Below are 26,972 nucleotides of genomic sequence, written 5' to 3' on the forward strand. Positions count from 1 at the left end.
TTTTATGGAAAGGAAAATAAATGACTGCAACTGCATTAACAAAAAATAGAAAAGTCATGAATTTAGCAGGAGCTGCTTTAATTTCAATGTCATTAGGTGCAAGCTTCCTAGCTTATAACGGTAAAGTTGTTCATGCCGATAATGCCCAAATGGTAGATTTACCAAAAGGACAGAATTCTGTGGGAACTAAGATGGCAGGACAGTATGCCTTTATTCCAAAAGTTACACAAGGGATTACAAAAGTACATGCCTTTGGTGGACAAGCCCAAAATTGGGCTACCTCAACCACTAACACGGAAGGTATTCACCATGATTGGGATACCTTTGAATTAACTGGTACAAAACAATACGCTGGTAAAGTAGGACTTTATTACTCTAACGTAGGTACTGATCCTGTAAGTGGTAAGGTTATTGACCTGAAACTTACTTTAAACGATTGGGACGTTGATGCCTACAAGTGGTTAGAAAAGTCTAACGGTTCAAGAGAAAAAGTTAAAATTGCTAATCCAGTTGCCGCATTTGGTGTCGATGATTTCGAAATTTTTACTCCAGGTACAGGCTCATTGGCATATCGAATTGATTTTTATGATCACGATACTAAAAAGCCTTTGAAATTAAATTTAAATCAAAGTGTACGTGATATTGATGGTAATCAATGGGTAGGGTATGATTCCTCATCTTACGGTAAGATTGATCAAGTGATTTGGGGATCCAATGAATACAGTGGTAATACGTGGTTATCCTACAAACAAAAGTTAGGTACAAACTATATCTTTTCTGATGCTCATCAACACAATACAGCTCTACCTGATGGATCTGGTACGATTAAATCAACAGATTGGAGAGGTGGATTTACTGCCACTATGTCTAATACTGATCACATCAACATGTATTGGGCTTATGGTACTACTACTGGTAAACACGCACCAGAAGATCAAGATGCCCTCGAAAATACTGATAGTTATTGGCAATTGAACCAAGGTAAGTATGATGCCGATGCTGGTTTGACTGATTCAGACGCAATTAAAATTAACAATTCTATTTGGAACGGTAATTTCAACCATGCTTACTTAAAGCTCTTTGATATGCCTATCGTGCGTGACAAGCCAATGGATCCAAACAAATTTGTATCAGATAAAGATGAAGGTACGAATGTTCCAAGTGAAATTGGATCTGTTAAGTCTGTAACTCATGATATGTTAGATAATCGTTATGAAAAGTATCACTACCAAATTACACATTCGGTACCATACGTAGACAAGCGTCTTAAGTACACAGAATACCGTATTACTGATAATTTGGATAATATTTTAAACATTGATACAAATTCAATTCGTGTGTACAACACTGCTAATCAAGATGTCACTAACATGTTTACCATCACTTTAAGCTCAGGCAATAATTTATCAGTAATTGCTAGAAGTGATTTCCTTGGTATGGATGACTTCTACAACAACACTTACAAGATCTCATTTGACGCTAGTGTTAAACCTGGTGTAAGTCTGCATGATCATGCAGATCCAAAACATCAAGATCAGGCCGTTATTTATAACGAAGCTAAGATTACTCAAGATGCTGGATCCGCAGACTCTAATAAGGTAACAACTAACATTCCATTTACTCATGAAAAGGATGAGAAGTTTGTATCTATGGATGGCTTAGGAGACACTAAGACACTCAAGGATGTTGACTTTGGCAAGCAATACACCTACCGTGTAGAAGCTACAGTCCCTGATAACGTAGACATTAATTCTTTAGCAATTAAAGATGCAATTGAACCAGAAGTTCAAAATATTAAAGCAGTTAAAGTTTATGATTACGATGATAAGGATTCTGCAGGCAAGGCTAAGGACATTACCAATGAAGGTAAGCTAGAAGTTGATAATAAGACAGGCAAGGTATCTTGGACTGCAAATGATCCAGCTAAGTGGCATGGAAAGCACTTAAAGATGTTTATTGATACAACATTAATTAACACTCCTAAGTTGCTTGATTACTTAAACAAGGATGATGGAGCAATCGAGATTCCAAACGAAGCTCACTTCTTGTTTAACGATAAAGACATTCCATCGAATATCACTCACGTATCACCTAAGACACCAGAAGCTTCAGCTGATAAGAAGATTGAAGTTTCAGGTGATAACACTGGTGAGGATGTAGACCCAACTGGTGAAGGTGGTCAAAATAAGAAAACTGATAAAGATAACAAACGTGAATCTGAAACTTTACCACAAGATCCTAATAAATAGGATAAAACAGAAGGATTAGAAATATAGTGGTGTGAAAGTCTGCTCCTTCGGTTCTTTCGGGTGAGATGGTGGGCAAATTATAAAAGGAGGAAGAAATGGCTCTTACTAAACAAGATAAAGCTATTTTACGCAAACTGCATACTTCCCAAGGTTTGACAGAAAAAGCTTGGGAAGAAAAAATTATGTTTGAGTTTGTGAAAGATTTGATTGCAGGTACTAAGAGTGTGTATAAAGATGCGGTCTTAGAAGTTGCAGGGAAAAAAGAATTATCAGAACAATTGGCAAAGTTACAAATTGTCGAAACTGATGATTCTGTAAATGAGAAGACTACATCAAAATCAAAGGAAAATGACAAGTCTTCTAGTTTTAATAAGGTAAGTACAAGCGTTTAGTTGTTATTGGCTAAATGCTTTTTTTATATAAATGGAGGAATAACTATGTTTTTAGCAGCATACACTAAATTGAGTTACTTGTTTTGGAGTGGGTTAATTGGTACTCAAGCATTTTTGAATGAACACCCAGTTTTACTTGATGTTTGGAGTAACATCAACAAAGCTACTGGTAGTACTGAGAAGAACTTAAAAAATATTGCCAAGGGGTTGTTCATCGTTGTCATTATTTTAGCAGGTATTCTGTTTGCTTTTGGTAACAGAATGTCGCAAAACGCAAAACAATTACTCATGTATGCGTTAGTCGGTGTTGCCATTGTTGCTTTGGCAGCAAGTTTGGTACCGTCATTCGCAAACATGTTTGGCTGGAATGCTAAATAATAAGTAATTTATAAGCAAGGTGAAGTAAGTAAAACTTACTGGGTTGATGGTGGGCAATAAAAGAAGGAGAGAAAAATATGTTATTAGTCACCTTTGAGAAAGTTCCAAAAGGGGCAAAAAAATATTTCCAATTTAAGCATAAATTTAGTAGAAAATCACCTGAATTGGAAATTAAAGACGCTGATGATGCAGTTAAAAGCTATGCCAAAGCTTTAAAAGAAGCAGATACTAATGTAGCTTTTACAATCACTGATGATGAAGATGAAGATCGAGAAGAGAGCACCTTTGAAGCTGCTATCATGCCTGAAGATCAAGATGGCGGAATTTTAAACTTGATTGATCGAGATTTGGAAAATGAAAATTTGACGCGAGACGAAGAAGAAACCGTTACAAATTTAAAAGATCAAATTTTTAATGAACTTGAACCCGCTCTATCTGATGAAGACAGCGACGCAGACAATTTAATGATGCCGAATAATGCTGATGTCTACCCAGAAACAGAACCAGGAGATCAAAGCAATTCAGACGTTGAAGCAGGCGAAAAAATCCCCCCTGAAAATGATGTTCCGGCTATCAATAGTGCTGTATCTGAAACGCCATCTATTAATAATAATAATGTTCCAGCACAACCAACCATTGTTCCTAATATGCCCGATTCTCCAGCGACGGTATCAAGCGTTGAAGTAAAACGTAATGATGTAATTAGTTATGGTAAATATATCGATGCAAATGATATTTTAGATCGCTTACCAAAAGGGTATGATAAGAATCAATTTGCACTAAGTAGTATTAGACACGATTTGGGATACTTGGACACTCCTAGAGATCAATATGATCAAAAATTAAATGATAAAATTGATCAATTTTTAAGAGAATACTCAATGCAAGATATTCAGCGCGAATATGATGAGGGTTTGGCTAAGTCAAAAGTTGCAATTATTGATCGATTAAAGGAAGCATACAATAGGATTAATAAAGAACCGCTCGATAAAATTATTGAAAATAAAACTGCATCGAAGGTTCTGGATTTAAAAGCTAAGGCTAATCAAAAGAAACAAAATAATTCGATTGATCTTAAAAAGCTAAAGGAAACCAAGGCATTAGAACTAAAAAATAATGATGAAGCAGCACTAGCTGAGTTTAAAAAGCAATTAGAAGAAAAGCGAAATTTAGCTTTAAAGAACTTTAATGATCAAGAAGAGTTAAGAACTCGGAATGCTAATGAACGAATTGACGAACAGCTGAAATCTGATCAAGCTAAGGTCAAGAGTATAGCTCGTGACGAAGAAGTACTAAAACGTAATTCTGCATTAGATGATGATCGCACAACAATAAGTAATAATTTTGATCATGCAGTTAGATTAAACTATGACAACCACAATGATTTATTTGAGCAAAATATAAAAAAGGTTCAAGAAAAAGTCCAAATTGCAAAAGAAGAAATTAACAAGCAAAGACAACTTGATCTTGAAAAAGCGGAAGAGAAACGTCAACGTGAAGCAGAAGCTGCACGTAAAGAACGCGAACTTGATTTGAAGCAGAAAGCAATTGAACAGAATGAATCCTTAGCGAAATTACAACAAGAGAATATGGCAAAATTGCCTGAACAATTTGCTAAAGCAATTGCAGAAGCGATTACTCAAAATAATTTAGAAAATCCTAATGTAAAAATTACATTAAATGGTGAAGGTAAGGATATTAATTTACCCGTACCACATGTGCAAGGGCAAATTGTAGATTTAGATGATAAAGGCAATAGAATTAAAACTCCTAGTCAGCCTGAAACACCAGAAGATAGTGATTTAGAAGGAGCAAATGATAATTCTAAAATCAGAAAGAAGAATTACAAAGTTGGAATTATCTCATTAGTTGGTCTTGCAGCTCTGAGCGGTTTAGGAACATGGGCTTATATAAGTTATAGTCCAAAAAACGGAAATAAAGTAGTTGTTGAACAATCAAAACTTCATGTAAAGGAAGATACTAAGTCTGACAATAAGAAAGCCAATGATAAGGCTAGTCAAAGGGCTAGTCAAAGCAAAATCTATCCTAGAAATAAAGGTAAAAATAATTTGACTGTAACACATTTAACTAGAACTCAAGCTGTTTTAAAGCAATATCGTGAAGCCAATACTTGGGCACAAAAGAGAGATGTGTTGGATGGATTATTAGGACAAGGTGATGCAAGGAACTTGAAAAAGATTGCTACAACTTATCCAAGTACAATTGCTAATTTATATAGTGCGATTGCCAGTGATGATAAAGCTCAAACAAGGAATATTTGGTTGAGTATGTCTGATGAGCACCGCACTGAAATATCTAATGCTGCTAAACGGGCTGTATCTTTGGCTTTCTATGATGTTGCTGATTGGCAAGATGGATGGATGGCTAGATATGCGTACTAAAGTTAGGAAAAAACAAAAATTAAATTTAGAAGATATTAGATCTAAAAGTAGAAGCGTAATTAAAAAAGGATGGTATCAAGTTGAAAGACAATTGCATCGTCCTAGAAATGAAAATAAACAATCTAGTAATTTCAACTTTAATTATGCGAAGCTGATTACACCAGTTGTTATAGGAGTGTTCATTTTTCTGGTAATCATGTGGTTACTAGGTGCAATGCATAGTGTTACGTTGCAGGCACAAACTAAAAACTATAACTTACTCACGAATGGTTTCGATTTCGATAAGGCAGGTTTAGCTGGATTAAATATTTTAAAGACAGTAAAAACACAGTTAAAACCTTTTGAAGTCTTTGAAGTGTTTGTTGCTAGTGTAATTATTGGCGGATTGCTAAGTCAGAAATTTAACTTTGAAAGTCAAAAAGTAGCTCATGGGCAGAAGGGTAATGCACGATTTACTACGATTAAGGAATTAGAAGACACTTATGTTAAAGTTCCAGATCATAGTCAACGAGGATTAGACCCTAAAAAGCCGAGCTTTAAAGGATATGGTGGGTTCCCAATTGCCCATATTAGTCCGTTGTTAACAAAACATGGTTATTATTTCATTGATACAAGTACAGTCCATAATTTAATTGTAGGTACTTCACGCTCTGGTAAAGGGGAAACTACTATATTAGAACAGATTGACCTAGTTAGTAGAGCAGAAAAGCAATCGTCACTAGTCGTGAATGACCCTAAAGGGGAACTGTATGTAGCTTCTGTAGAAACTTTAAAAAAGAGGGGATATGATGTTTATGAGTTAAACTTAGATGATCCAAATAAAGGTATTGCATTTAACCCACTACAGTTAATTATTCGAAGTTGGGAGCAGGGTGATGTTGAAGGAGCTATGCAGTTAGTTAATTCAATTACCTACTCGTTGTACTTTGATAAACAAGCAGGACAGAATAAATGGGTTAATGATGGTGCACAGTCAGCTGTTAACGGTATGATCATTGCGCTCATTGAGTATTGTATGAATCCTAAAAATTTTGACGATCATAAAACTCATCCTGAATACATTACTTTTGTAAATATATCCGACATGGTTAATCAGTTGGGACAAATTGATTATATAAATCCAGCAGATCCTTATACCCAGCATAATGTATTGAGTGAGTACTTTAAGCATTTAAAGCAAGGATCTATTGCTAAAAAGGAATTTGGGTCAACAAATTTCTCAGGTGATAAAGCAAGAGGTTCAATTTTCTCAACTGTTGTACAAAAACTTGATATTTTTACCTTACCGAAAAATTCACGTATGACGAGCATGAATACTTTAGAGATGAAATCAATAGGATTTCCAAAATATTTAGAATTTCAGCTATTGGATCAACGTTTGTACGGTAATTTAATCAAAATTATTTTCAGAGATGAACATCATAAAAAGCTAAAGACAAACGAGATTCGTGTAAGTCAAAAAGGCTTTGTTGAAAATAACTTTGATGTCAATTTAAAGTCAGGTAGTTATGTAGAGATACAGGCTAATGTTGGTAAGCAACGTTTATCAAATACATACAAATTAAAGATTGATTCAAATGTTAAAGATGTTGAAGTAAGTCAGGTAAGTAAGCAAGGTATCAGAATGGAAAACTTCAAGATGCATTATAGTGATAAACCAATTGCAGTCTTTATGAAAATCCCAGATTCTGATGCTTCTAACAATTTACTAGCAACAATTTTTGTAAATCAACTATATACAGAGTTATCAAGGCAATGCCGCTTGGTTCAAGGTGGTAAAACGGTTAGACGAGTACAATGTATTTTTGATGAGTTTGGTTCTATGATTCCATTGCAAAATATGGATCAAATTATGACAGTTTCCGCAGGTAGAAATATTCTATTTACTTTAGTAGTTCAATCCTATTCTCAACTGTACAGTAAGTATGGTAAAGAAGATGGTCAAGTTATTAAAGAAAATTGTCAAAATAAGTGTTTGATCATGTCCACTGATTCAGCAACTAATAAAGAATTTTCTGAAGCCTGTGGTAATCGTACGATTGAAGTAAATAATATTTCGAAAGATAAGAATGGACTTGCCAAAAATATAAGTGTCAGTCTTGATAAAGTACCGTTAATTTTACCTGAACGATTAGAACATTTAGCTGGCGGTGAACGGCTAGTTCTGCGTCCATTGACAAGAATGAATAAGTGGGGTTGGGCAGTGACTTCCCACCCGATTTTTAATACAGGTAAAACATTAATGCCTTTTGCCCATACATTCTTGAGTGATGACTTTAATCCTAAAACTAATCCAGATTTAGTAGAAAAGATTGATGCCCACGCTAGTCTTGACCTTAAATCACTAGAAATTGATTGGGGAAAATGGCTTAATTGGACAGATCAAGTTCCTGTGCAACAAGATGATGGCACCACACGTATAGAGGAACAGAACTTGGCACTACAAGCATATAATCAATATCGTCAAAGTAATCCAAGTGCTGAATCAAGCAACGAACCCTCTAAGGAAGAAAATGAGAGTACAAATGTTGATAACGCTTCACAAGCTGCTGAATCTGAAATTGAATCAGAATTGGCAGCAAGCTTAAATGCTGCAACGCAAGATAATGAAGATGAGGACAAAGTTCCATCCTACATTTTGACTTGGGTTAAGAAGCATGAAGCGGAACTAACTTATGATACAATCGCTGATATGCTGACTAAAGCCAAGAATTTAGATACTGCTAACTCAGTCGATTTTACAAACTTAATCTATAAAGATGAGAAGTTAAAGGATCAGCAAGCTAAAGCAAATGAGTTAGTTCAAGATTTTAGCAAAATTTTTAATGATAACTATCAGGATAAGTAGGACAAACTGCTTATCTTTTTTGTTTATAGAAAGGAAAAATTGATGGCAAATTGGTTAGTATTAACTAGTTTCATTAATCCTAGATATTTAGATATTTTTAGCGGATTGGTGGATTGGTGGCAGAAATCAACCAATTCAGGTGATTATGACCCAAGCAAACTCAAAAAAGTGACTGAAGCTCTGCAGAATGCAGCTCCATATTTACACTATGACGATTTTATGGGCAGACTCTTAAATCAATTTAAGTGGGGCGTAGTTAAGTTTTTCTATGGTTTAGCTAATTGGGCAAGTGAATTAGCAACAGATAGTTTAAATTTCTCAGGGATACTTAAATCTTCTGGGTTAAATAATAATTTAATTAACGGAGTAATGGGAATTGCTGCAGGTTTGATGATTTTGACTTTAACCTGGGTAGGTATCAAAATTGGTACTTCAAGTAAAGCTCCTCAACTTAAAAATGTTGTTTGGCAATTAGCAATTTCCGCTTTTTTGATTGGGAATATCCAGCCAATTACTAATTGGGTAGTAGATCAGTCAACTGGTGTATATAAAGGATTTGTAGAAGCTGATAACTCCAAGGGGACATCAAGCTTGCCTTATCAAATCGTACAAGCCAATTCCAATGACCTACTAGCTATTGTGGCTAATAACTTTAGTGGCTTCAAGATCAATAATGGCGATACCAATACGAAGTGGGAAGGTGTTTCTAAAGACAAGAATGGTGAAATTAAAGATCAGCGCCAAAAAGATGTCCACTATGGATCATTTGAGATGAATAAATCAGATTTTGATACGGCAACATCAGGTGATTTATCGACTACTATTTCTGCAGATCTAGCTAAAAAATTAAGTAATAAAGCCAATAAATCTAAGGAAAAACCAGCATGGGATCCCGATAATTTACGCTATAAATTAGCCCCTACGGGAGTGGGTACAAAATCAAATGACCAAGGTAAAGCCTACTCAGGATATTTTGCAACCAAAGTTGATCAAAATAATACTGCCTTTTTCAAAATTTTTAATGGTGGATATGAACGATATTCAGTTCAATTTCTTCCAGTTATAATTGCTTTAATTTCAATGACAATTGCATTCTTACTGGTTACTTTTGTTTCAGTTAGAGCATTTCTGGAATTAGCAATTATGCAAGTATTATCAATCATTATCTTCTCAACAGATTTAGAGACTGGTAAACGTACTAAAGCTGCAGTTCAAGATATTTTTAGTTCAGCATTACTAATTGCATTTCAAGGATTCGAATTGGCTTTCTACCGAATTGCGGCAATTTGGATGAGTTCATCTGATGCTGGACAAATACATGATAATGCTTACTTATATGCTGTCGGAATGATTGCGTTAACTTGGGCACTATGGGAAGGATCAAGCAAAGTACAAAAATTCTTCGGTCTTGACACAGGTCTTAAGCAAGGTTGGACTAAAGTTGCAGGTGGAATTGCCGCAGCTGAATATATTGCTCACAATGGCAAAAATACGGCTAAAGGAGCAATTAATGTTGCTCGTGGTACTGGTAAAGCAGCAGGAGCAATTGCTGGCGAAGCTCAAGCTTGGGAAGCTGGTAATAGCACTAAAGCTACAGCCAAGGAAAATGGTGCAAGTAATAGTGAAGCTCGGCAAGCTGGAAGTTATGCAAGAAGAGCATATCGTTCAGCACATAGAGACTTTATTCAAAATGGCGGTAATGCTATGGATTGGAATAGAGCAGTCAATTCAGGTGCAGTTGCTGAAACTGTTCAGGATGAAGCTGCAAGAATGTCTAGAAATGGTGGCTTAACTGATAATCAGTACAATTCATTACACCACAATCCATATATGCAGAATCGTGTTGAAAAGAATGGTGGTAGCGCAGCTCCAACAGGTGTAGGTAGTGATACATCATTTGTAGGGAATCCAAATTACAGAGGTAAGAAGGATACAGCTTCAACAGTAACCTCTGCTGGTAAAGACTCTGGTACTACTAAAGATAATTCAGTTAAAACTGAAAATATTCAAAACCAAGGTCTTAAGACTGAAGATAATCAACCTAAAGCAAATGTTGCTAAGGAAAGTACTTCTGCTAACGGTGTTAAATCAACTGATGGTACTAAGACTTCAAATGATGGCAAAGTTCCAGACACTACAGTTAGTGAAGCAACGAACTCTCTTAAGTCTGATAAGAAAGAAACGGCTAATGAACCAAAGGCTAACAGTACTTCTCCAGAAGGATCAAGATATGGACAAACAACTGCTGCGTCTTCAATTAACGATGAATTACCAAGTTTAAGTGAAGTACAACACTCTACTAATGAGGTGGCAAGTCAACAGCATAAGACTGACTCAACTCAAGCACCTAAACCAGTTGGGGAAAGTGGTCGTCACTTGTCTGATATTGTTGGTCAAGATAGTAGCAGTACGGTAACTGAAACTGCTGGTACTAACCACATTAATGTTGAAAGAAAACCAGGTAGAACAGAAATTTCTACTCATGATACAAGTAATCAAGGTATGAGTAGTGTGAGTGATGCAATGAAGAGTGATTCAACTTCACCAATCAGTACTCATAGAGTTATTGAAAGCCAAGGTAGCAATAACACGGTAGATGAAATCAGACATAATAAGACTACAATTAATCATCGTGTTGAAAATCAAAATGTTACTACTGAAACTAATCCAACATCAACAGGATCTACTAATGCAGGCACTTTAGCTCATGGTGATAGTAAAAGAAAGGATGATTAATAATGGATAAATATCAAAAAATTATGATTCCAAAATCAACCAATGTTTCAATCAAAATTTTTTTCTTAGATATGTTCGATGTTTTCGCGTTATTCATCGGTGGCATGGCTGGTCAACAAGTTTCTTTTCTGTTTAATTTACAGCCAACCTGGCAATTAGTTTTGACAGGCTTTGGCGTAATTGTGGGGATCCTGTTAGTAATGCGTACTCCACTAGCACCAAAAATTAGAAATTATCGTGTACTTCTAAGTATCATGCGACAAGATCAAAGTAGATATTATCCATTATTTTTAGAAGGAGAAAATAATGAAAACAAAAAGAAGAAATAAAAGTAGGGAAAGAGGAAGAAAAGCACCTAGCTTGTTAAGAGCGTTTGGCTTAGATAAAGGATCAAAGCAAGATGCTAGAGATCAATCAATTATTGAGTATCTAGGTTATAGCTCCTGTTCCCAAGATGGGATTTTGGATTTAAAGGATGGCACCAAGGCGCGATTCCTACGTGTGCACTCTACGGATCTATATTCACTTGACGGTGAGACTAGAAGTAAGTACTTAGACTCTTTTACAGCTTTTAATCGAGTTTATAGCAATGATTATAAGATTGTAGTCATGTCAACAAGGATTGATACTAGTGAACAGCAACAGTACTTTAGGCACCTAAAAAATGGCATTAGGTTACCTAAGACAAGATATGAAAAAATGCGGTTGCGTTTAGTTAATGAAATGTTGCTACAAGCAGTTATGTTATCAAGAGACACTGAAGATTATTCTGATGTGCGATTTTACATTATGATCTTTGGCGAAGATAATCATGATATTAAAGTCAACACAAGGACAGCGCAATTTGCAGATCAAGGACTAATGGGCTTGCAACCATTAAACTACGATGAAACGGTAAAAGTGCTTTTTCGAGAAAATAACTTAAATAGTAAATAAGGGGAAATATATGAGACTTTCTACTTTAGTAAATGCTAGAAAACATAAGACAAAAAAAGTAAATGTTAAGCTAAATCCACGTCAAGTCACTAGTTTAAAAAAGCAACGTGAATTATCCAAAAAAGGGTTCAATACTAGATTTTTAGCAGATGTACAACCTCAAGGTGGGATCACGTTTGCGGATAACTACGCAATTGCTAGTGATGGATATGCGGCTTGTTTGTCCGTAATTCATTATCCTAATGATCCATTGCTACTGTGGCTGACTCAAGTAGCCTTGAACGATTCAACTTTAACTACAATTGATGTTAAAACTGACTCAGGTTATGAAATTAAACGGCAGTTAAACAGATCAATTGAGGAATTGGCAGATAGACAAGTTAATGCAAGAAAAGCTACAGATGCTTTAAACGCGCAAAAAGATATGCAATCACTAGAAAAGTATGCATTGGAATTAAGTCAAGGTGGCGAAATTCCTAAGTTAATGTTAACTAGAATTTTTGTTTATGCTTCAACAATAGAAGCATTAGATCAATCTGTGTCTAATCTACGTGGCAAACTTCGCGGAGAAGGGTATAATGTTGCAGTTTATATGTTTATGCAAGACAAGCAATTTAAATCAATGGCTTTGCCTCTCTCTTATCAAGAAAAAGACTTGGCTGCTCTACCAGAACAACCAATTCCAGCATTAACGGTTGGTGCTGGTGATCCATTTTCAGCTCAAAGCCTAAAGGATCCAAGAGGAGTGTGGTTAGGTCGTACTAGTACTGGAGGAGCTTTTTATTTTGATCAATTCAGATCAACTAACGTCCGCAGATCATTTAACATGATGATCTTGGGAAAGATGGGTGCTGGTAAATCTACTTTAATGAAAATGTTGGTTGAAGGCGCAATCGCAAGGGACATGTATTTCCGTGGGATTGATAAAACAAAGGAATATATTCCTTTAATTAAACATTATGGTGGTACAGTAGTTAGTCTAGATGGTTCTGAAGGTATGATTAATCCATTAGAGGTAATGGCAACTATAGTTGATGAAAATACTGGTAAGGTTGATGAACTAGCCAGTTTTTATCAACATATTTCTAAAGTGGATATTCTGTTTCAAATGATCAACAAGGGATCATTTCAAAATATTGAAATGCAAGAATTTGACTCTTTACTACGTGGATTTTACGTAGATATGGGTCTATTACCTAGAAATTTTCAGCAGAATAAAGGAAGCATTAAAATTACTAATTTAGATAGTAAGAAATACCCAACTTTCAGCCAGTTTTTGAAATGGCTACAACAATTAGCTACACCAATTTATTATCAAGAACATCAATTTACGGCAGAAAGAATTAGAACGTATGAAAAAATCAAAGTAGCCCTAGAATCAATGATTGAGAATTATGGTCAATTATTCGATGGTTATTCAACGATGAGAGACTTAACTGATACTAAACTCTTGTTATTTGATTCATCCGCTATTTCAACGATGACTCAAAATGTTTATCAGGCACAGTTGTATATGGCTTTAAATTTAATCTGGAGTCAAGCGTTAATTAATGGTCGAAAACAAAATGCTTTATTAAAAGCAGGAAAAATAACGCGTCAAGATGTGCAATATTTTGATGTGTTCCTAGATGAATGTCATAACATCATCAACTATAAAAATATTTTTGCTGTAGATTACGTTAAAAACTTTGAACGTGAAATGAGAAAGTTCTGGGGTGGAATTATTTTTGCAACGCAGTCACCTGAAGAAATGGTTCCTGATTCAGTTGAATCAGCTCAGTTGTCAAGTTTGAAAGTGGTATTTGAACTTTGTCAATATAAGTGGTTGATGAGTATGGATCCATCACAACGTAAGAAAATAAAAAGTTTACTAGGTGAAGCATTAAATAGTTCAGATTATAGTAATATTCCTGACTTGCAGACAGGACAAGTAATTGTCACGATGGGAGGGCGAGAAAGATACCAAGTCAAGATTAAACCATCTGAACGACAACTTGAAATTTTTGCAGGTGGTCAATAATGATTAAAAATCTTAGACGGTTAAGACAGACAAAGAGATGGGCTGGATTAGCCGTTTTTTTATTAGGCATTCTAAGTCTGGTAGCGGTGTTGTATTTCATTGTACTTTTGATTGCTGCAATGGGTGGAGCTTCAGATGATGATTGTGATACAGGTGGTAATCAGGGAGGAGTAATAGAAGGCAGAATTAGTGTTATTGAAACTCCTAAATATGGTGAAACTGCTATGATGCATATCGCGGATGCCGTGAGTGAGAAGACAGGGATTAGTGCTAGATTGCTTTTTGCTCAAATGGGCGAAGAGACAGGTAATGGTGATAGTTCTGTTGCAAGACATGATCATAATTTTGGTGGTATGACTTACTCACCAGGTTCTACGATTGGCACAAAAGGTGAAAGTCGTGGTGGCGAAGGAGGCAACTATGTACACTATGCTAGTCTAAGTGACTTTGCGACAGAATGGGCTGTCACGGTTCAAAATAACTTCAAAAAAGCAGGATTAGGTAAGGATGCGACCGTTGCGGATTATGCTCACGCAATGAAAAAAGCAGGATACTACACTGCAGATGAAAGTGCATATAGAGCAGGTATGGAGGCTCAAGCTAAAAAATATGATGCTCTAAAAGGTAATAAATCACTAGCAAAGGGTGATGGTTCTAGTGGATCAGACAATTCTGCAGAAGAAGATTGTAAGACTATTAGCGGAAAATGGGGCTGGCCATTCAAGTCAATTCCAAAAAGTGGACCAGGTAATACAGTTTCAGGTGAGCAATTATTTGGTAAATCGTCCACAAGAACGGGAGGATTTCACGATGGGGTTGACTTTGGTACAGTACCTTATGGAGGTCAAGATATTTTGGCAATTCATGGTGGCACCGTTAAAAAGATTGCCTTTCAAGGTCATACTCAAGACAACTTAGGTATGTATGTTTGGGTAGAAGGTTCTGACGGATGGAATACTATCTATCAAGAATTTGGCTTTGACGAAGGAGATTTGAAATATGTAAGCGTCGAAGTAGGTGACAAAGTTTCAGTAGGAGACAAGATAGGACATTTAGCAAATAATTCAGGTAGCATTAACCACGTGCACATTGGGGCAACGAAGAAAGACTTCAATACTGCGGAAAAATCTGCATATAAAGATGATGGAACTTGGCATGATCCAATTAAATTAATCAAAGAAGGGTTGAATAACGATGCAGAATCTGAAGCAGACGATGGTCTATCAAAAACAGAATCTGAAGCTCGTGATTGGATTGTCCAACATGAATCAAGTGGTCGTTGGGACGCAACTAATCCAACTAATTCTAGTGTTTATGGTCGTTATCAATTGAAGAAAGAATATCTCCACGGCGACTTTAGTCATAAAAATCAAACCAGGACTGCCAATCGGTATGTTAAGGGACGTTATGGTTCATGGCGCAATGCACAAAAATTTTGGGAAAAGCACGGATGGTATTAATACCTATTAATACCGAGAAAGAAGGATACAAATGAAGCAGCAGAAAAAAGAACGTGAGTCTAATTTAAAAATATGGGCAATGACGGCTGCAACATTATTTGGTGTTCTAGGAATTTTTGCTTTAGCGAGAATTCCTAAAAACAATGAATTAAATGACATTAAAGCAGAAATTCAGACAGTTAATAAAGAAATCGCAGCCGCAAAAACTAATCAAATGAAAAACTCGGCTTATCAACAAAAGTTTGATGTAGTTAAAGCCGAGAAGGACGCACGTGATAGATTTTTAAAGGTTGTCCCTGAAATTTATACTGAAAGGAAATTATCTAATCAAGCAAAAGAGTTTGCAAGATGGGAAAAATTTTTACCAGGCAAACAAGGAAAAAGCTTTATCAAAGATTATGGTGATTCCTACGGTTATTTAAAAAACAAAAGTACGGCAGTCTATTTTGGCAATTTAACTAATGTAAACCATACAAAAATCACAGTCGTTGATGTTACTGTAAGCCAAAATAAGAAAGACGTTACTTACGCTTGGCAGTTTGACTATGATTTGAAGCTACAAAAAATTAACAGCTTTAAAGAAATAGCAATAAATAATCAATAGGAAGGAAAATAGAGATGAAGAAAAAATATCTTTTAGTGTTTGCGACATTGGGAATCCTAGTTGAGCTTGGTATTATTGGATTTGAAACAAACGAACAACAAGCTATTGATTATCGTACTGACCAAGCAAGAACTGAACTTTCCAATAAACAAGCAAAATTAAAAAATATGGCAACTACTGTAGACAATTCAGAGCGGCAAGCTGCACTAAAGCAGGGAGGGAATGAAGAAGAGTTAGCCAAACAGGAGGTGGCACAAAACAAAGCTAAAAAGCAGGTACGAAAACTTTTAACGATGCTATACACATATGATAGTGGTGATGAAAAACTAAAAATTCCAGACAAAATTAAGGAATCTAATCTAGTAAGTAGGCAACTTCTACAAACCAAGTCTATGTTTCAAAATAATAAACAATTGAAGTTACAGTATAGTGGTGCAGATATGACTGGGCAAATAGACGAACTTAATTTAACAACAGGAATTTTAGATAACGATGAAGTACCTGTGTATGCCTCAGTTTATTTTGAAATGACTAAAGATAGTAGAACATTAGGTACACCTACTGATGCCTATCACTTAGTTTATGATATGAAGACAAATGAAATTACTGCTATCGATTACCTAGGACGCTATCAAATTGATCGCGAGGATGATTAAGATGCAAATAAAAAAATCAAATAGAACCAAAATCATTGCAACTATTTTAGCAATGATTTTTTTCTTGCTAATGGGAATTTTAGCCTTTAATCAACATGTTAATCATGAATTAAATCAAAAGCCCGTTATCCAAATTAAAAACAATACTGAAGAAACAGTATTGTTTTATCGAAATGATTGTCCAGCTTGTCGTTCGATTTTTTCATATGTTGTTACGCAAAAAGATTTATTTAGGAAAAATATTCAGTTGATTAACACCAATCAACCTAAAAATCGGCATTACATTTCTGAATATAAATTAACTCAAGTTCCAACTATTTTACATTTAAAGTATGGAAAATGTGTAGAGCAGTATTCAGGTACGAACATAGAAAGAATTAATCAGGTTATAAAGGGGGAGTAAAAATGTCTAGTCGTATTGTTTATCAATCAGAAAAGACGAGACTACAAAAGTCGAGTCATAGATGGAAAATAATTTCACTGATTTTATTTCTGTTATCAGCAGCGCAACTAATGGCAACTGTTTATTTTAATCGTGATGATTATAATTCTGAAAATCAAAGACAAATTCGAGATCAACAAGAACAGATAACAGAATTAAAACAAGAATTAAACGATAGTAAAAACTATCGCATAGATTCAGATAATTAGTCTGATGCAGATGAAAATTAGAAAGGTAAAAAATGTTTAAGAGAAAAAATAAAAATGAATTGAAGCGACACCAAAAACATAAGTATCGCAAGATTTATTTATCAGTGATTGCAGTAGTTGCGGCAGTTTTTGTGATAATTGTTGCCAGTCCATATTGGACAGGTAAATCAATTGATACTGAACAAACACAAAATGTAGTGACAGGTAATTCTTCATTCCACTTAGCCAGTGCTGTTTACAATAAGCAAAGTGGAAACATGTTACTAGAATATTATCTCGGAGATTCAACTGACATAACATCAACAAGTGATGATCCAGACTTGAGCAATTTAAAATTTGCGACCAGAGTAGTTGACATGTCACATGGTGGTGAAGACGGACAGAAACTTGCAATTAAATCTCGCAAAATAAATAATCACTTTTTAGTAATTGAAGTTAGTGGAATCAAAAATGGATTTGGAGATTTAAAGGTGGATATTCTACCAGAGAAAGTTAACAAGAGAGTTAACATGCAAGATTTCTCTAAAGATAATTACATTGAGTTCTTTGTTAAGGAAAGTAAAGTTGATCTAGCATCTGGGCAAGTAATTAAGACCAATCAAAATTATTTGTTAGATTACCGTCAGTATTTAATAAATTGGAATAAAAAGAAAATTGCCAAAGAACAAAATTCAATCAAGGATGCCCAAGCAACCATTCAAAATGATCAAAATAATTTGAATGCTGCAAAAGAAAAAATGGAAAAGGTTGACGCGAGCCAAAAAGAAAATTATCAGAATCAAATTAGTAGTTTGGAAACAGATATTTCAGAAAACAAATCTGAAGTTAAACAAAGTCAAATTGCAATTGCAAAATATGAGAACACAATCAACGATATTAAGGACGGAGATTTTGATAGTTAACACAAAAACACAAAAATTGATTCAAAAATCTGCTAAAAAAGTGCGACACAAAGAGTGTAAAGTGTGACGCAAAGAGTGTAATTGTAGACACAGGGCGTGTTTAGTTCGTACTTTACTCAAAAGTGTAAACACAGATCGTGTCAAAAGTATTAAAATCCGAACAAAAGTAGATACAAAATGTGTCACATTTCTAAAAAGTGGGGACACTTCTAAAAACAGGAAATCGCTTGGTACAACCAAGCCCAGCACACCTTGAAAAACGGTGTGGGGTCAGAATTCCCTTATGCTCTTTACTAGAGGAAACTAAAAACAGCAGATTTCACCAAAATTTGAGGGTCAAAATCAACAGTAGAATTAGAAGTTAAAAACTAAAGGAGAAAAATTATCATGATAACAATTAAAGTTCGCGGAATTAGCGAACAAAATTTAGCAAGGATTGATCGAATTGTTGATCAATTAAATAAAAATTCGAGTAAAAAAATTTCCAGAAATATGTTTTTGCGAGAAGAAATTGAGAAAATTCCCCTCAATTTTCAAAAGCAAGATGAAATTTCAGAAACTAGTTTGTTGATTCAAAAACAAAATAGACTGTTGCAAGAATATTTAAGAGCGTTAAACATTCTTGTTAAATACTTTATGAGTGGTGAACGTGAAGACACGGAAAAGGGAATGAATTTATTAGATGATTTAGCAAATCTTTCCGATGAGGAAGATAAATAAATTAGAAAGAAGGTAAATAATGAAACAACACATGCTTCAGTTTCGTCTGAATGACAAACAATGGCAAGCAATTAATGGCATTCGTAATAAACATCACTTTGATAACAATGGTGAACTTTTTAAGTTTTTATTTTTTAATGCATTGATTGGAATGCAAAAAAATAAAGAACTAACAGAATTGAGAAAGCTAAATCAAAAGATAGATAAGATGGTACAAAAGCAAGAAAGGAAAAATAAAAATGAGTAGAACAACTTTTAGGGTAACGATAGAAGATCAAGATTTCGATTGGATTCAGGAGTATAAAGAAAAAATTCTATACCAAACAATATTTCTTTTTTTCGTCATGCAAAAGAAGTGTTAGAAAAAGAAGACGAACTAAATCAAGAATTAAAAAATTTATCGAGTTTAAAAGATTTAACGAAGCAAGTAAGGTTTGCCAAAGAACAGATTGCCATTCAAAACGAAATGACAAGTGAATACTTAATGACGCAAGGAATGGAAATTGTCGGTAATGGAATTGATGCAGAAATTTATAAATCTGCAAAAAGAAAAGTTAAAGAACGAATTAATAATAAGATGGAAGATAATGGCGGACAAAGGTAATAAATCTTGATGCTGAGATCGCAATTCTACAGCTTTTAAAATTTATTTAGTTTAACATCTGATCATTTTATTTGTAGGAGGTAAATTTTGAATCGACCAGCCATAATTTTGACTTCAAAATTTTCTGCACCAAGTGCACAAAAAACTTTTGGGCGTTACGTTGGATATATGGCTAGAAAGGAAGCATTAGAGAAAAAAGAATATTTATCAGATAAAGAAAAATCTGAATTAGACCGAGTTGAAACTCAAGCGAAAAAATTAGATCAAAAATATAATTTTAGTGTGATAAAAAGTGAAGAGCATTCTAAAAGAGAAAAAGAAGCAAAAGAATTAATTAAGAAAAAAAGTATTTTTGATTTAAACGATAAGGAATTTGATAAGTACCTTGGGTATATGGTTAGAATTGATGCATTAAATCATAAAAAAGAAAATTCAAAGTTAACAGCAAAGGAACAAAGTGAATTAGAAAAGATTGGAGCTGCTGCTAACCGACTAAGTGAACTCCATGCAACAAAAGAAAAAGTTTTGGATGGAGTTTTTAGTTCAGACAAAAATGTTGTTCAATTAAAAGATTTAAATTATATTCGCGAGCAGTTAAATGAAGGACAAAAAAATAATTCCGTATTGTGGCAAGATGTAGTTAGTTTTGATAATAGCTTTTTAAAAAAGAAAGGAATCTTATCTAGTACAGGAATTTTAAACGAGGAAGAGTTACTAAAAGCAACTAAAAAAATGCAAAGTGTTTTTCAAAATGAAATGGATCCTCCTTTAAATAATATGTACTGGGTAGCTTCTATTCATCGCAATACTGATAATGTGCATATACATATTGCGACTGTAGAACGAGATCCACGTAGAAAACTAATTAATCGAGATGGGATTAGTCAACCTAAAGGTAGACGGCCGCAAAAAATAATTGATCATATGAAGAGTAGCTTTGCCAATGAATTAATTGGCTCATCAGAATTAACTAAAGAATTATCTCAAAAACGTCAAACGATTAGAGAAGCTATACAAATTAACTTGACTGCTCAAGTTGAACAACCAACTTTTCAGGCAGAGCTTAATGAATTTGTTAAAATCTTGCCTGAATCAAGACGGAAATGGTTTTACAATAAATTGAATGAACCACAAAAAAAGATGTCGAATCACTTAGTTGATGAACTGCTAAAAGACAATTCTGATTTCAAAAAATATAAAGACTTAGTTTGGGAATTACAAAATGACCGACAAAGTTTATATGGTAAAAGTAAACGTAACAATAAAAATTATGCAATTAATCAGTTATATGGTAAAGAAGGGATATACGCCAGAAATGGGAATGCACTACTTGCTGATTTAAGAAAAATTGATAAGCAGGCAAACCATAATCAAAGACATAGAGTTAGTTTTAAAGAAAAAGTAGATCCAAATAAGTATATTCAATCGGCATTAGAAGAAATCTATAAGCAAAAATCCAAAAAAGAAAATGTGAAATCTTCATTTGATGAAAGTTATGCTCCTCATCCACATGGTAAAAGTAAAACAAGAAATATAAAAGGGCATTATCTAAAGAAACCCTTTATAACTCAAAGTCAAATACGCAAAATAAAATCAAATCAAGAAAAAGTATTTGAAAAAACCAATGCGGATAGAGAAAGCAGAAAGAACTTACGTGAATTCGAAAAATTGCAGAATGAAGTTGAAAAAGAACTAGAATAAAATATCTTATCTTAATTTAATGACTAATGTATTAGTCGGGCATAGTGGGTTTTACATTGCTTTGCTAAGAAATAGAGGAAACAAAAGGTAAACTTAATATTATAGAAAAAAAGCAAGTAGTCATTGACTACTTGTTTTTTCGTTATAGATAAGTGAAAGCAATAAAAAAGCCGTGTATAAGCACGACTTAAAATCAATCTTCGAGGGTTTTGATAAAGCTGACGCACTTGCTATTATGCAGTTCCACGATAAACAGCTCACGAGTAGGACGTTTTTTATTTTTGGTAGTGTACTAAGTAATTATTTCAACCGTTCGGCTACAGGGATCCTTGACTACTATTTAAACCTCCCCCTCTTCAAAGGTAATTATAACATATTAGAACAGAAAGGAAAATATAATGAAAAAACAATATCAACCATATCCAATTATTGTGAGATTTCCAAAGGAAATGTATGATGACAAAGGTAAATTAACTATGAACGATCATGAGGTTAAGGAAGCAATGATGAAACCCAGTCGTCCATATATGCCATTAATGGGACAACTCATTTCAGATTCTACACATACTTACTTTGTACCATTTAGAAGCCATATTCCTGCAAACAACTTAGCGAGGTTTCCTGAAACATATCTAGTTTTGAAATCAAGTGAAATCGAAAAAGGATCCAATAGTTATACAAACTATTCAGGTATGGATTTGAATAAAATGATTTTAGTAGATAACAACATAGATTTGAAACTTGCTCAAAGTGGTATTAGCCCAGAAGAATATCATGTTTTATTTCAAAAACAAGATGAACTTTATGATAAAACTAGTGATTATGTGACTCACTATATGGAACAAGTGAAACAAGGTCGTCCCCTCGATGATAAATATAGGTTTTCAACGTTACCTAACTTTAATAAAGAATTAGGTTTAGAGAAAGAAAGAGTTAAGGATCAACAAAGGCATAAGGCTACTCAAAATCATGATGGTAAAAACGGTAGAGCTTTTACTTCTGAACAGATTAAAGCTGCAAATCAAGCAAGTATAGTAGAGTATGCTAATGTTGCTGGAATAGAACTGGAACAGACAGGAGCAGATGAATTTAAAGGAGTAGAGCATGATTCACTTGTGATAACACCTTCTAAAAATTCCTTCTATTGGAATTCACGACAAGTTCATGGCAAAGGCGCTTTGAGTTTTGTTGAACAATATGAAATGGCAGATAGTAATTTAAATAACAAGGACAAATTTATTTTTGCAACTAAAAAAGTTTTAGAAAGTGGTGTTAGTGCAGGTCAAACATATCAAGTAAAAAAAGAACCTTTTAAATTTAATAAGGATCAGCTAGATAAAGATAATAAAATCAATCGAGTATGGGGATATTTACATAATGAGAGAGGAATATCTAGCCAAACTATCGACCAGCTCCATAACAGTAAAGTGCTTTTCCAAGATAAATATGGAAATGCACTTTTTTTATGGCGAGATCCAAAAACTAAAGAAATTAAAGGTACGTCAAAACAAGGAACTAAAGTTGATCATCAAAAATATGGCAAAAGAGGTACATTGAAAGTTATTGAAAAGAATTCTACTACAGGCTATGGATTTACTTTTGACTCCTCCAACATGAATGGCAAAACTCCTGAAAATATAAAATTTTTCGAATCACCAATTGATGCAATTAGTTTTTATGATTTATCTAAAGCAAAAATTAAAGGAGGGCTGAAAAATACTAGATTTGTATCAATGGATGGCTTAAAAAAGGAAGTGTTCAATTCATACATTAAACAAACTTCTGAACAACTCCAAAAAGAAGGACGAACTCTTAAAACCGTTGCTTTAGGGGTAGATAATGATGAAGCTGGGAAAAAGTTTGTTAAAGATATTCAATCTAAATTTTCAAAAGTAAAATATATTAAACCAAGTGAAAAATTTGGAAAAGACTGGAACGACACCCTAAAAGTTTATAGAAAAATTGAAAGTAAAGAAAAAGACAAAACACCTGAAAAAAAGCCAGTGTGTAAGCCAGCGGTAGATCCAAAAATAGCGGAAATGATGAAACATAGAAAGGATAGGGGATTAGAGAGATAAGCAAAGAAAAAATAAACAAAAAAAGAAGCACATACCGCTTTCCGTATGTGCCGTTCTTTAAAGATTCTCACTGATCTAGTCCTCGCCTTCTTTAAGCTAGCATGTCGCTAAGGCAGTAGGCAACCTAGTTGAAAAACAACTCTTTAATTTGCACCGTGATCTTTACACAAATTGTACAACGAAAAGATAAAAAGGGTGACATCTTATGGAGATAGAAAATATAAGGATGGGATACAAATGAAAAAAGCAATTATAGTTGCTCCTAGTTATTTAGGTAAGTATCTTTTATTCAAAATTGAAAGTAATGGAAAAATTCGGTATGAATTTTCTAAAGGTTTGCAAAAAAATAATGAAAGTTTATTTGTTACTGCTCTTAAAACTCTTAAAGAACAAACAAATTTAAAACCGAATATTTCAATTCAACTGAAAGAAATTATGTTTCCAGCAACGTTAGATATGAAAGTTTTAGGCTATTTAACAGAAGTTGAAGATGCTTCTGAATTACATATAAAAGGAAATAGAAAATATAAGTGGGTTACTTTTCAAGAGTTAAAAGAGTTAGTAGCAAATGGACAAATTATCGATAGTTTAACTCTCAGTGTGATATGTAAAATCTTTTGCACTAGGAGTTATAAAAAAATAAAGAAATTGAGGTTATAAATAATAATGAAGAATATTAGAGCACCACCTTACCTACAAACTGAAAGTTTACTAAAAGGCTGTATCATGTGAATTTTAACGTGATATGGCTTTTTTCTTTCAGTTTTTTAACCAAATTATAGTTATAACCGAGCATATGCTCGGTTTTTGTATTGGAAAGGAAAAAGTATGTCAACACGTTCAGATATTTCGATACTTAAGCCTGATGGTACTGTAACAACACAGTACATTCATATGGACGGATATTTAAGTGGAGTGGGTCAAACATTGCTTAATAACTATAAAACAATGGCTGATGCTGAAAAAATCATGCAACTAGGCGAATATCATGCTGATTCTATCCTGCCTGAATATCCAAAAGATATTGCTTCAAAGCTGAAGGAATATAAACAAGATAAAACTTATGTTAGCCAAGGCTATCCAAGTTTAGAATCAATGCAAAACGCATTAAAACAATATACAGAATATCCACGAGATTATGGTCAAGTAGCCAAAACCTTAAATTCTGATATTGAATATCATTACTTGTACGCTCCTAATAAAGATGGAAAATATCAGTGGCACACAATTAACAGAGATGGTATTGAGCCTTTAACACAAAAATCAATCAATCTAGAACAGGAGATTGGAATTACAGAACACTCTCCAAACTGGCAAAAAGCACCTAATGGTCAATGGAATGCACCTTTAAATGATAAAGAATTGTCAGGGTTAAATAAAGGCATTCATCAAATGGACCAAAATTTGAAAGATTTTAACAAGCGTGAAAAACAAACTTCAGAAAAATCCAAAGTCCATTCTAAAAAGAAATTGGATCTTGAAGCTTGGAAAAAGCAGCATACCCAAACTGTTGAAAAGTTGAAAAATGGCTTGTTAGAAGAAATAGAGCATTATACACAATCTCCAGAGAAGGTTGTAGAATTGTTGGAATTTATCAACAAGTTTCACAACTATTCTGCGAGGAATGCTTTATTAATCCAGCGTCAACGTCCAGGAGCAGTTGCTGTTGGCTCTTTTGCTAAATTTAAAGAGCTGGGATATAACGTTAAAAAAGGCGAGAAAGGCAGTAAGATTTTTGTTCCTGCAAAAATTACAGTTTTCTACCGTAAAGATAAAGACGGTAAGCAATCCAAAACATCTTTAAAACTTGCAACTGAATCAGAAAAAGAAAAGATTAAAAAGGGGCAAATTAAAACTTATGACCGTACAATATACAAATTAGGAACTGTTTTTGATGCAACACAAACTGATATGCCAAAAGAAAAATATCCTGAATTGTATCCTAATCGACATCAAGATTTTAAAGCAAAAAATCCAGAGCAACTAGATCTTTTAGAACAAGGCTTAAGAACTGTAGCTGCAAACATGAACATGCCAGTCATCACGTATGATAGTTCCATGCAAGATGTAAATGATCCTCAAACTGCTAAAGGATACTTTAATACTAAAACTAACCAAATTGTTTTAAATCAGTACAATACACCTACAGAGAATGTAACTGTATTGGCTCATGAGCTAGGACATGCACAATTGCATAATAATAGCAAGCAGGAAAAGGGATTACCGCGAGAATTAAAAGAAATGCAGGCCGAATTAACTAGTTATTTGTATGCAAGCAACTATGGGATCGATTCTAGGAAAGAAACTGTGAACTATATTGCTGGTTGGACGCAGAATGGGAAAAAATTTAATGAACTCCCGACAGGTGTTAAGGGACAAATAATTGCTCACTCAACTTCTGCAGCAAAAGTACTTACAAAAGCTACGGATAAAGTGATTCAACAAGAGCAAGCGAGAATTGATGGTGTGAAGAGTCTTGTTTCAAAAGATGTTGAAGAAAAAATTCAGCAAAATGCTAAACAAGAAACAATTAAGCCTGAAAATGATCACAAAAGTCCTGTTGAAGATATTGCTCAATCAAAATCAGACAAAGAACAAGATCATAGACCAGTGGTAGATCCAAAGGTAGCAGCAATGATAAGACGTAGCAAAGATAGAGGACTAGAAAGATAGTCAAATACTAAAAGCCGACACTACATAGCGTGGTGTCGGCTTTTTTAATGCCTGAGAAACAATGTCTTTTAGTTTGATCTTTCATAATAAACCTTCTAAGGAAAAAAGGGCATAAAAAAAACTAAGAATGTTTGTATCCATCCTTAGATTTACTCCAAGAACTATTATGCCTCATTTTTAGATGAATTGCAACAGTACGTTGAGGACATGATGGGACAGGAACATTCTATTTTTAATTAGTTACATATAATCTAAGATTTTTAATTTTTAATTGCAATATCAATAAAAAGATATATAATATAAATAGATAAGAAAGCTTTTATTTATTTAGTATTCTTATCTAGGTGGATCTTAAATGGAGATTAATCCACTTCCAACATGGATACCCTAAGGGTATAATATTTATTAAAAGTGGACAAGCAAGTGCGGAATAATTACCAGCACTTATGAGTTGAGGCGCAACTTTATACTCAACTGCAATTGATAAAACTAAAGTTGCACCAAGTGCCATTTTTAAACCGCTAGAATTGCCTAGCGGTTTTTTTGTTTTAAAAATTGGTAATTTTAAGTTTTAAATATCGTAAAAACGATATATAATATAAGTACCTTCATTTTTTTGAATTTCAATAATTTTGTCGAGGATACCGTGAAGTATCCTTTTTGTTTATAGAAAGGTAATTAGATGAAAATTACAGATAGCAATTTTAAAAATACATGTTTACTACGTACTAATGGCACGGATTATTGGGTTAACCTAGAAGCAGCCGTGATTAAAAACTTAATGACAAATTGGCAGTTTTTAAAAGTGCCTACTTTAGAACTAATCAAAAATAATAATGTGTTAAACCTTAAAGAAGATAAATGTTGGATAAAATCATCAGAGATTGAAGCAATCGAGGATTACACAAGTTTTGCTCCACAATTAAAACAAATGTTTAACTTTTAAGAATCCATAAGGAGAA

Annotated in this window: 23 protein-coding genes; all 23 read left to right on the forward strand. The window is 34.0% G+C overall.

What is annotated here, in order from left to right; all coding sequences use genetic code 11:
- Nucleotides 1–20: 20 nt before the first annotated feature.
- The 23 genes from EJK17_RS03195 to EJK17_RS03310 all read left to right on the forward strand — a co-directional run bounded on the left by EJK17_RS03195 (nt 21) and on the right by EJK17_RS03310 (nt 26,956).
- On the forward strand, nt 21–2,249 hold the full coding sequence (locus EJK17_RS03195; RefSeq protein ID WP_127796180.1) for an isopeptide-forming domain-containing fimbrial protein: 2,229 nt from the start codon (nt 21–23) through the stop codon (nt 2,247–2,249).
- 95 nt (nt 2,250–2,344) lie between these two features.
- Complete coding sequence (locus tag EJK17_RS03200) at nt 2,345–2,641, forward strand: hypothetical protein (RefSeq protein WP_103661062.1); 297 nt, start codon at nt 2,345–2,347, stop codon at nt 2,639–2,641.
- A 45-nt stretch (nt 2,642–2,686) separates the two neighbouring features.
- On the forward strand, nt 2,687–3,019 hold the full coding sequence (locus EJK17_RS03205) for a TrbC/VirB2 family protein (RefSeq protein WP_103661063.1): 333 nt from the start codon (nt 2,687–2,689) through the stop codon (nt 3,017–3,019).
- 77 nt (nt 3,020–3,096) lie between these two features.
- Nucleotides 3,097–5,421 (forward strand): hypothetical protein, encoded by a 2,325-nt coding sequence (locus EJK17_RS03210; RefSeq protein WP_127796181.1) that lies wholly within the window; start codon nt 3,097–3,099, stop codon nt 5,419–5,421.
- Nucleotides 5,411–8,269: a VirD4-like conjugal transfer protein, CD1115 family gene (locus tag EJK17_RS03215; RefSeq protein ID WP_127796182.1), complete on the forward strand. Its 2,859-nt coding sequence runs from the start codon at nt 5,411–5,413 to the stop codon at nt 8,267–8,269. The genes EJK17_RS03210 and EJK17_RS03215 overlap by 11 nt, the downstream gene beginning before the upstream one ends.
- A 42-nt stretch (nt 8,270–8,311) precedes the next feature.
- On the forward strand, nt 8,312–11,005 hold the full coding sequence (locus EJK17_RS03220) for a pLS20_p028 family conjugation system transmembrane protein (protein ID WP_127796183.1): 2,694 nt from the start codon (nt 8,312–8,314) through the stop codon (nt 11,003–11,005).
- 2 nt (nt 11,006–11,007) lie between these two features.
- Nucleotides 11,008–11,334: a hypothetical protein gene (locus EJK17_RS03225; protein ID WP_103661067.1), complete on the forward strand. Its 327-nt coding sequence runs from the start codon at nt 11,008–11,010 to the stop codon at nt 11,332–11,334.
- On the forward strand, nt 11,312–11,941 hold the full coding sequence (locus EJK17_RS03230) for a hypothetical protein (protein ID WP_127796184.1): 630 nt from the start codon (nt 11,312–11,314) through the stop codon (nt 11,939–11,941). Before EJK17_RS03225 ends, EJK17_RS03230 begins: the two co-directional genes overlap by 23 nt.
- Before the next feature lie 10 nt (nt 11,942–11,951).
- On the forward strand, nt 11,952–13,961 hold the full coding sequence (locus EJK17_RS03235; protein ID WP_127796185.1) for a VirB4 family type IV secretion system protein: 2,010 nt from the start codon (nt 11,952–11,954) through the stop codon (nt 13,959–13,961).
- Nucleotides 13,961–15,421: an aggregation-promoting factor C-terminal-like domain-containing protein gene (locus EJK17_RS03240; RefSeq protein WP_127796186.1), complete on the forward strand. Its 1,461-nt coding sequence runs from the start codon at nt 13,961–13,963 to the stop codon at nt 15,419–15,421. Before EJK17_RS03235 ends, EJK17_RS03240 begins: the two co-directional genes overlap by 1 nt.
- A gap of 31 nt (nt 15,422–15,452) precedes the next feature.
- Entirely contained in the window at nt 15,453–16,025 is a 573-nt protein-coding gene (locus EJK17_RS03245; protein ID WP_103661071.1) for a hypothetical protein, read from the forward strand.
- A 14-nt stretch (nt 16,026–16,039) separates the two neighbouring features.
- A complete protein-coding gene (locus EJK17_RS03250) occupies nt 16,040–16,681 on the forward strand; it encodes a hypothetical protein (RefSeq protein ID WP_103661072.1) in 642 nt (213 codons plus the stop codon).
- Between the two features lies 1 nt (nt 16,682).
- A complete protein-coding gene (locus EJK17_RS03255) occupies nt 16,683–17,084 on the forward strand; it encodes a thioredoxin domain-containing protein (RefSeq protein WP_103661131.1) in 402 nt (133 codons plus the stop codon).
- A gap of 2 nt (nt 17,085–17,086) precedes the next feature.
- Nucleotides 17,087–17,332, forward strand: coding sequence for a hypothetical protein (locus EJK17_RS03260; protein ID WP_103661073.1), 246 nt, complete (start codon nt 17,087–17,089; stop codon nt 17,330–17,332).
- 32 nt (nt 17,333–17,364) lie between these two features.
- Nucleotides 17,365–18,234, forward strand: a complete 870-nt coding sequence (locus EJK17_RS03265) for a hypothetical protein (RefSeq protein ID WP_103661074.1) — start codon at nt 17,365–17,367, stop codon at nt 18,232–18,234.
- 387 nt (nt 18,235–18,621) lie between these two features.
- Nucleotides 18,622–18,954 carry a hypothetical protein gene (locus EJK17_RS03270; protein WP_127796187.1) on the forward strand — a complete coding sequence of 111 codons (333 nt, stop codon included), beginning with the start codon at nt 18,622–18,624 and terminating at the stop codon, nt 18,952–18,954.
- 19 nt (nt 18,955–18,973) lie between these two features.
- Entirely contained in the window at nt 18,974–19,201 is a 228-nt protein-coding gene (locus EJK17_RS03275) for a hypothetical protein (protein ID WP_246011965.1), read from the forward strand.
- A gap of 108 nt (nt 19,202–19,309) precedes the next feature.
- A complete protein-coding gene (locus EJK17_RS03280) occupies nt 19,310–19,558 on the forward strand; it encodes a hypothetical protein (RefSeq protein ID WP_246011966.1) in 249 nt (82 codons plus the stop codon).
- A gap of 87 nt (nt 19,559–19,645) precedes the next feature.
- Entirely contained in the window at nt 19,646–21,259 is a 1,614-nt protein-coding gene (gene mobP2 / locus EJK17_RS03285) for a MobP2 family relaxase (protein ID WP_127796189.1), read from the forward strand.
- A gap of 398 nt (nt 21,260–21,657) precedes the next feature.
- Nucleotides 21,658–23,337: a DUF3991 domain-containing protein gene (locus EJK17_RS03290; RefSeq protein WP_236629305.1), complete on the forward strand. Its 1,680-nt coding sequence runs from the start codon at nt 21,658–21,660 to the stop codon at nt 23,335–23,337.
- A gap of 237 nt (nt 23,338–23,574) precedes the next feature.
- The gene (locus EJK17_RS03295; RefSeq protein ID WP_127796190.1) at nt 23,575–23,997 is read left to right on the forward strand and encodes an NUDIX hydrolase; all 423 of its coding nucleotides are present in this window, start codon (nt 23,575–23,577) and stop codon (nt 23,995–23,997) included.
- A gap of 168 nt (nt 23,998–24,165) precedes the next feature.
- Nucleotides 24,166–26,010, forward strand: coding sequence for an ArdC-like ssDNA-binding domain-containing protein (locus tag EJK17_RS03300; RefSeq protein WP_103661080.1), 1,845 nt, complete (start codon nt 24,166–24,168; stop codon nt 26,008–26,010).
- Nucleotides 26,011–26,692: 682 nt separating this feature from the next.
- Complete coding sequence (locus EJK17_RS03310; RefSeq protein ID WP_103661081.1) at nt 26,693–26,956, forward strand: hypothetical protein; 264 nt, start codon at nt 26,693–26,695, stop codon at nt 26,954–26,956.
- Nucleotides 26,957–26,972 lie beyond the last annotated feature (16 nt).

The organism is Lactobacillus xujianguonis, assembly GCF_004009905.1.
Taxonomy (GTDB): Bacteria; Bacillota; Bacilli; order Lactobacillales; family Lactobacillaceae; genus Lactobacillus; species Lactobacillus xujianguonis.